Consider the following 14,749-nt stretch of genomic DNA (forward strand, 5'->3'; position numbering starts at 1 on the left):
CTAAACCCGATGACGGTGCAGCCACATCAACTTATACGCCGCCGGGATAATAAACAGCGACAGCAACGGTGCGGTGATCATACCACCAATCATCGGCGCAGCGATGCGACTCATCACTTCGGAACCCGCCCCTGTTCCCCACAGAATCGGCAGCAGACCAGCGATAATCACCGCCACCGTCATCGCTTTCGGGCGCACGCGCAGTACCGCGCCGTGATACAACGCCTCATCCAGCTTCTGTTCACTAAAGGTTTGCGGATTATCCAGCGACGGCTCTGCCTCTATGGCGTGACGTAAATACATCAACATCACCACACCAAACTCGGCAGCGACTCCGGCGAGAGCGATAAAACCGGTGCCCGTTGCCACGGAAAGATGAAAGCCCATCCACCACAGGAACCAGATACCGCCCACCAGCGCAAACGGTACACTACTGATAATCAACAACGCTTCGCCTACGCGACGGAACGCCAGATATAACAGCACGAAAATGATCATCAACGTCATCGGCACCATGAGTTTCAGCTTATGGTTCGCGCGCTCCAGTAACTCGAACTGCCCGGAGAACGCCACACTAGTGCCCGGTTTCAACTGCACTTTCTCGGCAATCGTTTTTTGCAGATCGTGAACCACCGACACCATGTCACGGTCGCGAGCGTCGATATAAATCCAGCTCGTCGGTCGCGCATTCTCGGTTTTCAGCATTGACGGTCCGCCAGAGACTTTGACGTCAGCAACGTCAGCAAGGGTGATTTGCTGTTTCATCGGCGTCAGAATCGGTAGCTGTCGCAGCGCCTGCGGGCTGTCGCGCCAGCTTTGTGGATAACGCAGATTAATCGGGTAACGAGCAATCCCTTCCACCGTTTCGCCAACCATCGCTCCGCCCACTGCGGATGTCACAAACAACTGCACATCCGCCACCGTCATACCGTAACGCGCGGCTTTTTCGCGGTTAATCTCAACGTTGATATAGCGCCCACCTTCCAGGCGTTCGGCAAGCGCAGAAGCCACGCCTGGCACCGTTCGTGCCACTTCTTCGATTTGTTCCGCCATCGCGTCGATATCCGCCAGCACGTTGCCGGAAACCTTAATCCCGATGGGACTTTTAATACCGGTCGAGAGCATATCGATACGGTTACGGATTGGCGGCACCCACAGATTTGCCAGCCCCGGCAGCCGCACTGTGTTATCCAGCTCTTCGATGATTTTGTCCATCGTCATACCTGGCCGCCACTGATCCTGCGGCTTAAGTTGAATGGTCGTTTCTACCATCTCCAGCGGAGCAGAATCAGTTGCCGTTTCCGCTTTCCCGGTCTTGCCAAATACCCGCGCCACTTCCGGCACGCTCATGATCAGCTTGTCAGTTTTTTGCAGCATACTCGCCGCTTCCGCCGCGGAAATCCCCGGTAGCGTCGAAGGCATATACAGCAAGTCCCCTTCATTGATCTGCGGTAAAAATTCGCCGCCAACTTTATTGAGCGGCCAGATTACCGTCAGCACCGAAAGCGCCGCCACCAGCAGTGTGGTTTTTGGCCAGTGCAATACTTTCAGCAACAGCGGATGGTAAATCCGAATCAAAAAACGGTTGAGCGGATTACTGCTTTCTGGCGGAATTTTGCCACGGATCCAGTAACCCATCAGGATCGGGATCACCACGATCGCCAGCAGCGCAGCCCCCGCCATCGCATAGGTTTTAGTGAACGCCAGTGGACCAAACAAACGCCCTTCCTGTCCTTCAAGGGTGAAGATCGGGATAAACGACAACGTAATAATCAGCAAACTGATAAACAGCGCTGGCCCTACTTCAACAGAAGCATCGGTGATCACCTGCCAGCGTGTTTTATTATCCAGCGGGGCGTCAGGATGCTGATGCTGCCACTCTTCCAACCGTTTATGGGCATTCTCGATCATGACGATAGCGGCATCGACCATCGCCCCGACGGCAATCGCAATACCGCCCAGCGACATAATATTGGCGTTCAGCCCCTGAAAGTGCATGACAATAAAAGCAATACACAACCCCAGCGGCAACGAAATAATCGCCACCAGCGCCGAGCGCACATGCCAGAGGAACAGCGCACAGACTACCGCCACCACAATAAACTCTTCCAGCAGCTTGCCGCTGAGATTGTCGATAGCGCGGTCAATAAGCTGGCTGCGATCGTATGTTGTAACTATCTCCACGCCTTCCGGCAGGCTGCTTTTCAGCGTTTCCAGTTTGTCCTTCACGGCGGCAATAACTTCACGGGCGTTTTTGCCGGAGCGCAGGATAACGACCCCACCCGCCACTTCGCCTTCGCCGTTCAGCTCCGCAATACCCCGGCGCATTTCCGGCCCAACCTGAACCTTCGCTACATCACGCAGATAAACGGGAACACCATTTTCACTGGCTTTTAAAACGATGTGATTAAAGTCGTCGAGCGTTTGCAGATAGCCACTGGCACGTACCATATACTCTGCTTCCGCCAGTTCAATCGACGAACCGCCTGCTTCCTGGTTTGAGGCATCCAGCGCACTTTTCACTTCTGCGAGACTGATGCCATATTGCGCCAGGCGCTGAGGATCGATAACTACCTGATACTCTTTTACCACACCGCCCACCGATGCCACTTCCGCAACATTGGGGATGGTTTTTAGCTCATATTTAAGAAACCAGTCCTGCAATGAGCGTAAATCAGCCAGATCGTGCTTCCCGCTGCGATCCACCAGCGCGTATTCATAAATCCAGCCAACGCCCGTGGCATCTGGCCCCAACTCGGCACTGACACCCGCAGGCAGCTTACCCTGCACCTGGTTGAGGTACTCCAGCACCCGCGAGCGCGCCCAGTACGGATCGGTGCCATCTTCGAAAATGACATACACATAAGAGTCGCCAAACTGCGAGAAACCGCGCACTGTCTTCGCGCCCGGCACCGACAGCATGGTAGTGGTTAGCGGATAAGTGACCTGATTTTCAACGATTTGTGGTGCCTGACCGGGGTAACTGGTTTTAATAATCACCTGCACATCGGAGAGATCCGGCAGTGCATCCACTGGCGTGTTAATAATGGTCCAGGTGCCCCAGATACTCAGAAACAATGCGCCCATCAGCACCAGAAAACGGTTCGCCACCGAGCGACGAATAATCCATTCAATCATTGGTTATTCCCTCAATGCGCATGGGTAGCGCTTTCAGAGCGCATCCGCTCCAGCGCACCAGAAATATTGGCTTCGGAATCAATCAGAAACAGCCCGCTGGAAACCACCTTTTCACCTTCCGCCAGACCAGAGCGTAGCGCGGTGATACCTTGTGATGCCTGGAAAACGGAAACGCGTTTCGGAACAAAACGCCCGTCGGCATCAACGGTAATCACCCGCTGTTCGCTGCCGGTGTCGATCAGCGCCTGTGACGGAATCAGCAGCATCGGTTCGCTGGCGGTATTGAGTTGCAACCAGGCGTTCATTCCCGGTTTTAGCGCCTCTTCGGCGTTGTCGACTTCCAGACGCAGTTGCAGCGTGCGGGTCGCGGCATCCACGCCGGGTAGCAGCGTCCATTTGCGAATGGTGAGCGTTTTATCGGGTCGCGCCGGAACGGTGAGCGTAAACTGCGAGGCATCTTTCACCAGCCAGGCGATGGACTCCGGGATCGCGGCAGTGACCCACACCGGGTTCATACCCTGAATTTTCGCTACCACGTTATCTTTGGCGATATTCATTCCCGCGCGCAGATCAAACGCGGTGATCACGCCATCAATGGGCGCTTTGAGCGTAAAGCGAGTCTGGATTTTTTGCGTGGCGATCAAGCGGCGAATATCGGCCTCCGGCATTCCCGCCAGTCGCAGCCGCTCAAGAATGCCTTCGATCTGGGTCGCCGTACCGCCGGTTTCACGTAGCAGTAAATACTCACTCTGCGCTTCCACCCAGTCGGGAATAGTCAGCTCGAGAAGCGGCGCGCCCTTTTTCACTTTATCGCCCACGGTAAGCGGATAAACCTTGTCGATAAACCCGGCGGCGCGGGCCTGCACAATAGCAAACTGATACTCGTTGTAACTGACGTTTGCCGGGAAACTCTGGGCAAACGTCAACGACCCGCGCGTGACGGTGGCCGTTTTCACCCCCAGATTCTGCGTCTGGGTCGGGTCAATACGCACACCAGACGCAGAATTCTCTTCATCGGCATATTTCGGCACCAGATCCATATCCATAAACGGCGATTTACCCGGTTTATCGAACCGCGTATTGGGATACATCGGGTCATACCAGAATAAAATTTTACGTTCTGCGGTTGGTGTTTTTTCTGCTGGCTGTTCCGCCTGGGAAAACCAGGTAAAACCTGCCGCGGAAATAATACCGCCCGCGATCATGCTGCCGATAATAAGCGCGATTTTTTTCATTTCATTAAACCTGGGTTACTGGCTGACTTTAATATCCTGTAATAAAGAAAGGTTGCCCTGCTGGACAAAATTAAACGCCACTTTGTCGCCGGTTTTAATTTCGCTCATTTTCGTCTGCGGGGTGATGGTAAAACGCATGGTCATCTCCGGCCAGTTCACGGCAGCAATCGGATCGTGATGGATAGTGATTTTTTTGCTTTCCAGATCAACACCTTTTACCACACCGGTGGCGCTAATTACCTGCGGTTGTGCTTCGCTCATCGTTTCATGATGATGTTCGTTAGCCTGCGCATTAAAGCCAATAACAGTAAACAGACTGAACATTGCGACTTGCAGTGTCTTTTTCATTTTATATCTCCTGGAGTTAAAAAATTATTGCTGCCAACCGCCACCCAGAGCGGTATATAAGGAAACTTCGTTAACCTGACGGGCATAATTCAGGTCGAGTAAGGTTTGTCGGGTAGCAAATAAAGAACGTTCGGCATCCAGCACTTCCAGATAACTTACCGCGCCGTGCTGATATAACGTCCGCGCCCGTTGCAGGGTAATTTGCAACGACGCCAGATAACGCTGCTGAGCGCTGATTTGATCATTCAGGCTTTGGCGTAACGCCAGCGCATCGGCCACTTCTTTAAAGGCGTTCTGGATTTTCTGTTCATAATTCACCACCGACTGCTGCTGGCGAATTTCAGCGATATCCAGATTGGCCTGGTTACGTCCGGCATTAAAAATGGGGATCTCAATTTTGGGGATAAAATTCCACATCCCGCTGCTGGCGTTAAATAATGACGACAGATCGCTGCTGGCGGTTGATATTCCGCTGGTCAGGCTTATAGACGGAAAAAATGCCGCGCGTGCAGCGCCAATATTGGCATTGGCCGCCATTAATGCATGTTCGGCTTCCATAATATCCGGGCGTTGCAATAAGATTTGCGATGACAAACCCGCCGGTAATTTAACGCTTTGCAAGCTGTCGCTGTTTGCTGCCTGCGCTTGCGGCAGCTTGCCGTAGCGTCCCAATAACAGTTGCAACGCATTATTCGCCTGCGCCAGTTCCCCCTGACGTTTAGCAATATCGCTACGGGTACTTTCAATCACCCCGCGAGCCTGTTCCAGCGCCAGAACATTGCTGCTACCGGTTAACAGTTGTTTTTCGACAAACGCATATGACTGTTGATAATTACGCAGCGTTTCTTCGGCTATTTGCAATTGCGCATAAGCCAGTTGCTGGTTGTAATAGCTTTGCGCGACATTCGAAACCAGCAGAATATGCACCGCGCGCCGGGCTTCCTCAGTAGCTAAATAATTTTGTCGCTCGGCTTCGCTCATGTTCTTTAAGCGACCGAAAAAATCGAGGTCAAAACTGGCGTTAAGGCCAGTCGAGAACTCCCGTGTCGTGGCGGTATTGCCTTTAAGATTACCGCTCCAGTTGCCGCTACCCTCGCCGTTGAGTTGCGGGTAGCGATCGGCATCGGTCAGTCGATATTGCGCCCGCGCCTCCTGCACTTTTAGCGCCGCCATACGCAAATCCCGGTTATTCGCCAGCGCCTCGCTAATCAGCGTCTTCACCTGATTATCAACAAAAAAGGTGCGCCAGCCCGCACTCTGATAATTATCGACCGGGTTGATCAGGCTGTTCTGACTTAACGAAAACTGCTGCGGCACGGGCATTGCCGGGCGCTGATAATCCGGTGCCAGTGAGCAACCACTTAGCGCGAGGGCCACACAAAGTGTCAGGAGTTTACAATGAGACATAGGCGCATAATTTCTGGTGATTTTATGCCGCCAACTTTACCCGCCAGGCTCTGATTTTCCGGTGACAGGAAAATGACAAAATTGTCATTTTGCCAATAAGCGATTGCCATCTGATCGCGCTCCTCTAGAATTGGCCGGGCAGTATGCGGAGGAAACATGAAACTGTTGATTGTCGAAGATGAAAAGAAAACCGGCGAATATCTGACCAAAGGGTTAACCGAAGCCGGTTTTGTGGTCGATTTGGCCGATAACGGACTTAACGGCTACCATCTGGCGATGACTGGAGATTACGACCTGATAATCCTCGATATTATGCTGCCAGACGTGAACGGCTGGGATATCGTGCGCATGTTGCGTTCTGCCAACAAAGGGATGCCGATTCTGCTGCTCAGCGCGCTGGGTACGATTGAACATCGCGTCAAGGGGCTGGAGCTGGGAGCGGATGATTATCTGGTGAAGCCATTCGCTTTTGCTGAACTACTGGCGCGGGTGCGCACCTTACTGCGGCGCGGAGCGGCGGTGATTATCGAAAGCCAGTTTCAGGTTGCCGACCTGATGGTCGATCTTGTCAGCCGCAAAGTCACCCGTAGCGGCACGCGTATCACTTTGACCAGTAAAGAATTTACCCTGCTGGAGTTTTTCCTCCGTCATCAGGGCGAAGTACTGCCCCGCTCGCTTATCGCTTCACAGGTATGGGACATGAATTTTGACAGCGACACCAACGCCATTGATGTGGCGGTGAAGCGACTGCGCGGCAAAATCGACAATGATTTTGAGCCAAAGCTGATTCAAACCGTGCGTGGCGTGGGTTACATGCTTGAGGTGCCGGATGGCCAATAAGCCATTTCAGCGCCCGTTTTCGCTGGCAACCCGCCTGACCTTTTTTATCAGCCTTGCCACCATCGCGGCATTTTTCGCCTTTGCATGGATCATGATCCACTCGGTAAAAGTCCATTTTGCTGAGCAGGATATTAATGATTTAAAAGAGATTAGCACCACCCTTGAACGGGTACTTAATCACCCTGACGAGACACAAGCCCGACGCTTAATGACGCTGGAAGATATCGTCAGTGGTTATTCCAACGTCTTGATTTCCCTGGCAGATAGCCACGGTAAAACGGTATATCACTCCCCAGGCGCGCCGGATATCCGCGAGTTTGCACGCGATGCCATACCCGATAAAGACGCACGTGGTGGTGAGGTGTATCTCCTCTCCGGCCCGACGATTATGATGCCGGGCCACGGTCACGGGCATAGGGAACACAGCAACTGGCGGATGATTAACTTGTCGGTTGGCCCGCTGGTGGACGGCAAACCGGCTTATACGCTCTACATTGCGCTGTCGATCGATTTTCATCTTCATTACATAAATGATTTGATGAATAAACTTGTAATGACTGCATCGATCATCAGCATCCTGATCGTCTTTATCGTGCTGCTGGCGGTACATAAAGGTCACGCGCCGATCCGCAGCGTCAGCCGCCAGATCCAGAATATCACTTCGAAAGATCTCGACGTTCGCCTGGACCCGCAGACCGTGCCGATTGAGCTGGAGCAACTGGTGCTGTCGTTTAATCATATGATTGAACGTATTGAAGATGTCTTTACCCGCCAGTCCAACTTCTCGGCAGATATCGCCCACGAAATTCGCACGCCAATTACGAATCTGGTGACGCAAACGGAAATTGCCCTGAGTCAGTCGCGCAGCCAGAAGGAACTGGAAGATGTGCTCTACTCTAATCTGGAAGAGTTGACGCGAATGGCGAAAATGGTCAGCGATATGCTGTTTCTCGCCCAGGCCGATAACAACCAGCTAATCCCGGAAAAGAAAATGCTCAACCTGGCAGATGAAGTCAGCAAAGTTTTCGATTTTTTCGAGGCGTTAGCGGAAGATCGCGGCGTGGAACTGCGATTTGTTGGCGACAAGTGTCAGGTCGCGGGCGATCCGTTGATGTTGCGTCGGGCGTTAAGCAACCTGCTTTCTAACGCCCTGCGTTATACGCCGCCCGGAGAGGCAATTGTAGTGCGTTGCCAGACTACCGATCGCCAGGTACAGGTTACCGTCGAAAACCCCGGTACGCCCATTCCGCCCGAACACTTACCGCGATTGTTCGACCGCTTCTACCGCGTTGACCCCTCCCGCCAACGAAAAGGTGAAGGTAGCGGCATTGGCCTGGCGATTGTGAAATCGATTGTTGTCGCGCATAAAGGCACGGTTGCGGTAACGTCAGATGCGCGTGGGACAAGGTTTGTGATCTCATTACCCGCTTAATCATTCAGCAAACAGCAACTTTTATCACCAGTGTAAAAATAACGTGCCGCAATAGTCATACCTATTAATGGTAAAAAGCTGTCACAATTCATAAAAAACCTTAATATACGCCACCCTAAACATAAGCAGCGTTAATGTAAGGTTTTGGCGTGGACTGGCTTCTTGATGTTTTTGCTACCTGGCTTTATGGCTTAAAAGTAATCGCGATAACGTTAGCGGTCATAATGTTCATCAGCGGACTGGACGATTTTTTCATTGATGTCGTCTACTGGGTTCGTCGCATTAAGCGCAAGTTGAGTGTTTATCGGCGCTACCCACGAATGAGTTACCGCGAACTGTACAAACCAGATGAAAAACCGTTAGCGATTATGGTTCCGGCGTGGAATGAAACTGGCGTCATCGGCAATATGGCCGAGCTGGCGGCAACCACGCTCGACTATGAAAACTATCATATCTTTGTCGGCACTTACCCGAACGACCCCGATACTCAGCGTGATGTTGACGAAGTGTGTGCTCGCTTCCCGAACGTGCATAAGGTGGTCTGCGCACGTCCTGGCCCCACCAGCAAAGCAGATTGTCTGAACAATGTGCTGGACGCCATCACCCAGTTTGAGCGAAGCGCCAATTTCGCCTTTGCGGGTTTTATTCTGCATGACGCCGAAGATGTGATTTCGCCAATGGAACTGCGTCTGTTCAACTACCTTGTCGAGCGTAAGGATCTGATTCAGATCCCGGTGTATCCGTTCGAACGCGAATGGACGCACTTCACCAGCATGACCTATATCGATGAGTTTTCCGAACTGCATGGCAAAGATGTTCCGGTGCGTGAAGCCCTAGCCGGACAGGTGCCCAGCGCAGGTGTTGGCACCTGTTTCAGTCGCCGCGCCGTGACCGCGCTGTTGGCTGACGGTGACGGCATTGCTTTTGACGTGCAAAGTCTCACCGAAGATTACGACATTGGTTTCCGCCTGAAAGAGAAAGGAATGACGGAGATTTTTGTCCGTTTTCCGGTGGTGGACGAAGCTAAAGAACGCGAGCAGCGTAAATTTTTACAGCACGCGCGGACGTCAAACATGATCTGCGTGCGCGAATATTTCCCCGATACCTTTTCCACCGCAGTACGGCAAAAGTCTCGCTGGATCATCGGCATTGTTTTCCAGGGATTTAAAACCCATAAATGGACTTCCAGCCTGACACTCAACTACTTTCTCTGGCGTGACCGCAAAGGGGCAATCAGCAACTTTGTTAGTTTCCTCGCGATGCTGGTGATGATCCAACTTTTGCTGTTACTGGCATATGAAAGTTTATGGCCTGATGCCTGGCATTTTCTTTCTATTTTCAGCGGCAGCGCATGGTTAATGACCCTGCTATGGCTAAACTTTGGCTTGATGGTTAACCGTATTGTGCAGCGGGTGATTTTTGTCACCGGTTACTACGGCCTGACGCAGGGCCTGCTATCCGTCCTGCGGCTATTCTGGGGCAACCTGATTAACTTTATGGCTAACTGGCGCGCGTTGAAACAGGTGCTTCAACATGGCGATCCGCGTCGCGTAGCGTGGGATAAAACGACGCACGATTTCCCCAGCGTGACTGGCGATACCCGTTCGTTGCGCCCGTTAGGTCAAATTTTGTTGGAAAATCAGGTCATCACCGAAGAACAACTCGATACAGCACTGCGTAATCGCGTCGAAGGTCTGCGTCTCGGCGGTTCGATGCTGATGCAGGGGTTGATCAGCGCAGAGCAACTGGCGCAGGCACTGGCGGAGCAAAACGGTGTGGCGTGGGAATCGATCGATGCCTGGCAGATCCCTTCCTCGCTGATTGCCGAAATGCCGGCTTCCGTAGCACTGCATTATGCGGTGCTGCCGCTGCGTCTGGAAAATGATGAGTTAATTGTCGGTAGTGAAGACGGCATTGATCCGGTGTCACTGGCGGCACTGACGCGCAAGGTTGGACGTAAAGTGCGCTACGTCATTGTTCTGCGCGGGCAAATTGTCACCGGATTACGCCACTGGTATGCACGCCGCCGCGGTCACGATCCGCGGGCAATGTTGTACAATGCGGTTCAGCATCAGTGGCTCACAGAACAACAGGCCAGCGATATTTGGCAGCAATATGTGCCGCATCAGTTCCTGTTTGCCGAAATACTGACCACACTCGGCCATATTAATCGTTCAGCGATTAATGTGCTGCTACTGCGTCATGAACGCAGCTCTCTGCCGCTCGGCAAATTTTTGGTTACTGAAGGTGTCATCAGCCAGGAAACGCTGGATCGCGTACTGACAATTCAACGCGAATTACAAGTTTCGATGCAATCTCTATTACTCAAAGCAGGTTTAACCACAGAACAGGTTGCGCAACTGGAGTCCGAAAATGAAGGAAAATAACCTTAATCGCATCATCGGATGGTCTGGTTTACTGCTGACGTCTTTATTGAGTACTGGCGCACTCGCAGACAATATTGGCACCAGCGCCAAAGAGCTGGGGCTTAGCGACTATCGCCATTTTGTTATTTATCCCCGCCTCGATAAGGCGCTGAAAGCACAGAAAAATAACGACGAAGCAACCGCCATCCGTGAATTTGAATATATTCATCAGCAGGTGCCGGATAATATTCCGCTGACTTTATATCTGGCAGAAGCCTATCGCCATTTTGGTCATGATGACCGCGCGCGGCTGTTGCTTGAGGATCAGCTTAAACGAACTCCCGGCGATGCCCGGCTTCAACGTAGCCTTGCGGCAATTCCTGTGGAAGTCAAAACAGTGAATACCGTCGAGGAGCTGTTGGCACAGCAAAAAGCGTGCGATGCTGCGCCGACTCTGCGTTGCCGCAGTGAAGTTGGGCAGAATGCGCTGCGGCTGGCACAGTTATCTGTTGCCAAAGCGCAACTGAACGATGCGACGTTTGCCGCATCGCCGGAAGGAAAAACGTTACGTACCGATCTGCTGCAACGCGCAATCTACCTGAAACAATGGTCCCAGGCGGATACGCTATACAATGAAGCACGCCAGCAGAATACATTAAGCGCAGCAGAGCGCCGTCAGTGGTTTGACGTGCTTCTTGCCGGGCATCTGGATGATCGGATCCTGGCGCTGCAATCAGTGGGGATCTTCACCGATCCACAGTCGTATATTACTTACGCGACCGCACTGGCTTATCGTGGTGAAAAAGCACGCCTCCAGCGTTATCTCGCTGAAAACAAACCTCTGTTCACTACTGACTTACAAGAGAAAAGCTGGCTCTATCTGTTATCAAAATACAGTGACACTCCGGTGCAAGCGTTGGCGAATTACACGGTACAGTTTGCCGATAACCGCCAGTACGTTATTGGCGCAACGCTTCCGGAGCTGTTAAAAGAGGGTCAGTACGACGCGGCGCAAAAACTGCTCGCCACCCTCCCCGCCAATGAAATGCTTGAAGAGCGTTATGCCGTCAGTGTGGCAACCCACAACAGAGTTGAAGCACTACGTCTGGCGCGGTTGCTGTATCAGCGAGAACCAGCAAATCTTACGCGCCTGGATCAACTGACCTGGCAACTGATGCAGAACGGACAGTCACGTGAAGCTGCCGATTTGTTACTGCAACGCTACCCTTTCCAGGGCGATGCAAGCGCCAGCCATACGTTAATGACGCGGCTGGCGTCTCTGTTGGAAAGTCATCCTTACCTGGCAACGCCAGCGAAAGTGGCGATTTTATCGAAACCGTTGCCGCTGGCGGCGCAACGCCAGTGGCAAAGCCAGTTGCCGGGTATTGCTGACAATTGCCCGGCAATCGTCCGTTTACTGGGCGATATGTCACCGACTTACGATGCAGCCGCCTGGAACCGTCTGGCGAAGTGTTATCGGGAGACGCTACCTGGTGTGGCGTTGTATGCATGGCTTCAGGCAGAAAAACGGCAACCGAACGCGTGGCAACATCGCGCGGTGGCCTATCAGGCGTATCAGGTTGAAGACTACGCCACCGCACTGGCGGCCTGGCAGAAAATCAGTCTTCACGACATGAGCAATGAAGATCTGCTCGCTGCCGCCAATACCGCCCAGGCGGCTGGAAATGGCACGGCTCGCGATCGCTGGCTTCAGCAGGCAGAACAACGCGGGCTGGGCAACAATGCTCAGTATTGGTGGCTACATGCACAACGTTATATTCCTGCTCAGCCAGAACTTGCACTGAACGATCTCACTCGCTCAATTAACATTGCGCCTTCAGCTAACGCTTACGTTGCGCGGGCGACGATTTATCGGCAACGTCATAATGTCTCAGCGGCAGTGAGCGATTTGCGCGCCGCTCTGGAACTGGAACCGAATAACAGCAATACCCAGGCGGCGCTCGGTTACGCCTTGTGGGATAGCGGCGATATCGCGCAGTCGCGGGAGATGCTGGAACAGGCGCATAAAGGGCTACCGGACGATCCGGCACTCATCAGACAACTGGCTTACGTGAATCAGCGTCTGGATGATATGCCTGCGACGCAACACTACGCCCGGCTGGTGATTGATGACATTGATAACCAGGCGCTGATTACACCGCTGACACCGGAACAAAATCAGCAACGCTTCAATTTCCGTCGTCTGCATGAGGACGTCGGTCGCCGCTGGACGTTCAGTTTCGATTCCTCCATCGGCTTGCGTTCCGGCGCGATGAGTTCAGCTAGCAATAACGTCGGTGGCGCTGCGCCAGGTAAAAGCTATCGTAGCTACGGACAACTGGAAGCCGAATACCGCATCGGGCGCAATATACTGCTGGAAGGCGACCTGCTTTCGGTTTACAGCCGTGTGTTTGCCGATACCGGAGAAAACGGTGTAGTGATGCCGGTGAAAAATCCGATGTCCGGCACCGGCCTGCGCTGGAAGCCGCTGCGCGATCAGATCTTTTTCCTTGCCGTTGAACAGCAGTTCCCGCTGAATGGGCAAAATGGCACCTCCGACACCATGCTGCGTGCCAGCGCCTCGTTCTTTAACGGCGGTAAATACAGCGATGAGTGGCACCCGAACGGTTCAGGCTGGTTTGCCCAAAACCTGTATCTCGATGCGGCGCAATATGTCCGCCAGGATATTCAGGCGTGGACGGCTGATTACCGTGTGAGCTGGCATCAGAAAGTCGCGAACGGGCAGACAATCGAACCTTACGCTCACATACAGGATAACGGCTATCGTGATAAAGGCACTCAGGGCGCACAGCTTGGTGGCGTCGGCGTGCGCTGGAATATCTGGACCGGCGAGACGCATTACGATGCCTGGCCGCACAAAGTCAGTCTCGGCGTCGAATATCAGCATACCTTTAAGGTGATTAATCAACGTAGCGGGGAGCGCAACAACGCGTTTCTCACCATTGGAGTGCACTGGTAAATGCGTAAGTTCATTTTCGTATTGCTGACACTGCTCCTGGTCAGCCCTTTTTCCTTTGCAATGAAAGGTATTATCTGGCAACCGCAAAACCGTGACAGTCAGGTCACCGACGCCCAGTGGCAGGGACTGATGAGTCAGTTGCGTCTCCAGGGCTTCGACACCCTGATTCTGCAATGGACTCGTTATGGCGATGCATTCACCCAGCCAGAACAGCGCGCGTTATTGTTTAAGCGTGCCGCAGCAGCGCAACAGGCTGGTCTGAAGCTGATTGTTGGTCTGAACGCCGATCCGGAATTTTTTCTGCATCAGAAGCAGTCATCTGCAGCGCTGGAAAGCTACCTTAATCGCCTGCTGGCCGCCGATCTCCAGCAAGCCAGATTATGGCGTGCCGCGCCTGGCGTAACGCCGGATGGCTGGTACATCAGTGCGGAAATTGACGATCTGAACTGGCGCAGTGAAGCCGCCCGACAACCTTTACTAAAATGGTTAAACAATACGCAGCGACTGATTAGCGATGTTTCAGCAAAACCGGTTTATATCAGTAGCTTTTTCGCTGGCAATATGTCGCCCGATGGCTATCGGCAACTGCTGGAACAAGTTAGAACGACAGGCGTTAATGTCTGGGTACAGGATGGCGGCGGCGTTGATAAACTCACCGCCGAACAGCGTGACCGTTATCTGCAAGCCAGCGCAGATTGCCAAACTGCCTCACCCGCCAGCGGCATTGTTTATGAGTTGTTTGTCGCGGGCAAAGGTAAAACGTTTGCAGCTAAACCAAAACCGAATGCGGAGATCGCCTCGCTACTAGCAAAACGTTCCGCCTGTGGCAAAGACGCACTCTATTTCTCTCTGCGCTATTTGCCCGTCGCGCGTGGCATCCTCGAGTATTAATTGTTTAAGGGAGCAACTTTGCTTGCTCCCTTCCTTTTCACTTGCCTGATCAGAATCCTGTCTGTATTAATTCTCAGTTTTCAACGCATTTTATGCGTCTGACGTTTTTCAA

9 protein-coding genes are annotated in these 14,749 nt (G+C 52.8%); 5 read left to right on the top strand and 4 right to left on the bottom strand.

Annotation, left to right across the window (positions count from 1 at the left end; genetic code table 11):
• From cusA to cusC, 4 genes are read right to left on the bottom strand one after another with little or no spacing between them, the layout of a single operon-like run.
• The gene (cusA, locus tag C7B16_RS03345) at positions 1–3,138 is read right to left on the bottom strand and encodes a Cu(+)/Ag(+) efflux RND transporter permease subunit CusA (RefSeq protein ID WP_107179359.1); all 3,138 of its coding nucleotides are present in this window, start codon (positions 3,136–3,138) and stop codon (positions 1–3) included.
• An 11-nt stretch (positions 3,139–3,149) separates the two neighbouring features.
• Positions 3,150–4,373 (bottom strand): Cu(+)/Ag(+) efflux RND transporter periplasmic adaptor subunit CusB, encoded by a 1,224-nt coding sequence (gene cusB / locus C7B16_RS03350; protein ID WP_016248445.1) that lies wholly within the window; start codon positions 4,371–4,373, stop codon positions 3,150–3,152.
• Positions 4,374–4,388: 15 nt separating this feature from the next.
• Positions 4,389–4,721, bottom strand: coding sequence for a Cu(+)/Ag(+) efflux RND transporter periplasmic metallochaperone CusF (cusF, locus tag C7B16_RS03355; RefSeq protein ID WP_000753226.1), 333 nt, complete (start codon positions 4,719–4,721; stop codon positions 4,389–4,391).
• A 24-nt stretch (positions 4,722–4,745) separates the two neighbouring features.
• Positions 4,746–6,128, bottom strand: coding sequence for a Cu(+)/Ag(+) efflux RND transporter outer membrane channel CusC (gene cusC, locus C7B16_RS03360; RefSeq protein WP_001515936.1), 1,383 nt, complete (start codon positions 6,126–6,128; stop codon positions 4,746–4,748).
• Between the two features lie 156 nt (positions 6,129–6,284).
• On the opposite strand from cusC, the gene cusR reads away from it, so the two are divergent.
• The 5 genes from cusR to C7B16_RS03385 all read left to right on the top strand — a co-directional run bounded on the left by cusR (position 6,285) and on the right by C7B16_RS03385 (position 14,637).
• Positions 6,285–6,968, top strand: a complete 684-nt coding sequence (gene cusR / locus C7B16_RS03365) for a copper response regulator transcription factor CusR (protein WP_000770938.1) — start codon at positions 6,285–6,287, stop codon at positions 6,966–6,968.
• The gene (cusS, locus tag C7B16_RS03370; protein WP_001284605.1) at positions 6,958–8,400 is read left to right on the top strand and encodes a Cu(+)/Ag(+) sensor histidine kinase CusS; all 1,443 of its coding nucleotides are present in this window, start codon (positions 6,958–6,960) and stop codon (positions 8,398–8,400) included. The genes cusR and cusS overlap by 11 nt, the downstream gene beginning before the upstream one ends.
• 149 nt (positions 8,401–8,549) lie before the next feature.
• Positions 8,550–10,787, top strand: coding sequence for a cyclic di-3',5'-guanylate-activated glycosyltransferase NrfB (gene nrfB / locus C7B16_RS03375; protein WP_000383933.1), 2,238 nt, complete (start codon positions 8,550–8,552; stop codon positions 10,785–10,787).
• Positions 10,774–13,746 (top strand): bacteriophage adsorption protein NfrA, encoded by a 2,973-nt coding sequence (nfrA, locus tag C7B16_RS03380; RefSeq protein ID WP_001515934.1) that lies wholly within the window; start codon positions 10,774–10,776, stop codon positions 13,744–13,746. The genes nrfB and nfrA overlap by 14 nt, the downstream gene beginning before the upstream one ends.
• Positions 13,747–14,637, top strand: a complete 891-nt coding sequence (locus C7B16_RS03385; protein ID WP_107179360.1) for a DUF4434 family protein — start codon at positions 13,747–13,749, stop codon at positions 14,635–14,637.
• The last annotated feature ends 112 nt before the right edge of the window (positions 14,638–14,749 follow it).

The organism is Escherichia sp. 20412-1 (assembly GCF_003027595.1).
Taxonomy (GTDB): Bacteria; Pseudomonadota; Gammaproteobacteria; order Enterobacterales; family Enterobacteriaceae; genus Escherichia; species Escherichia marmotae.

Bases quoted from the DNA above. Each gene is read 5' to 3' on its own strand.
- cusA (WP_107179359.1), bottom strand. From the start codon at position 3,138: ATGATTGAATGGATTATTCGTCGCTCGGTGGCGAACCGTTTTCTGGTG.
- cusB (WP_016248445.1), bottom strand. From the start codon at position 4,373: ATGAAAAAAATCGCGCTTATTATCGGCAGCATGATCGCGGGCGGTATT.
- cusF (WP_000753226.1), bottom strand. From the start codon at position 4,721: ATGAAAAAGACACTGCAAGTCGCAATGTTCAGTCTGTTTACTGTTATT.
- cusC (WP_001515936.1), bottom strand. From the start codon at position 6,128: ATGTCTCATTGTAAACTCCTGACACTTTGTGTGGCCCTCGCGCTAAGT.
- cusR (WP_000770938.1), top strand. From the start codon at position 6,285: ATGAAACTGTTGATTGTCGAAGATGAAAAGAAAACCGGCGAATATCTG.
- cusS (WP_001284605.1), top strand. From the start codon at position 6,958: ATGGCCAATAAGCCATTTCAGCGCCCGTTTTCGCTGGCAACCCGCCTG.
- nfrA (WP_001515934.1), top strand. From the start codon at position 10,774: ATGAAGGAAAATAACCTTAATCGCATCATCGGATGGTCTGGTTTACTG.
- C7B16_RS03385 (WP_107179360.1), top strand. From the start codon at position 13,747: ATGCGTAAGTTCATTTTCGTATTGCTGACACTGCTCCTGGTCAGCCCT.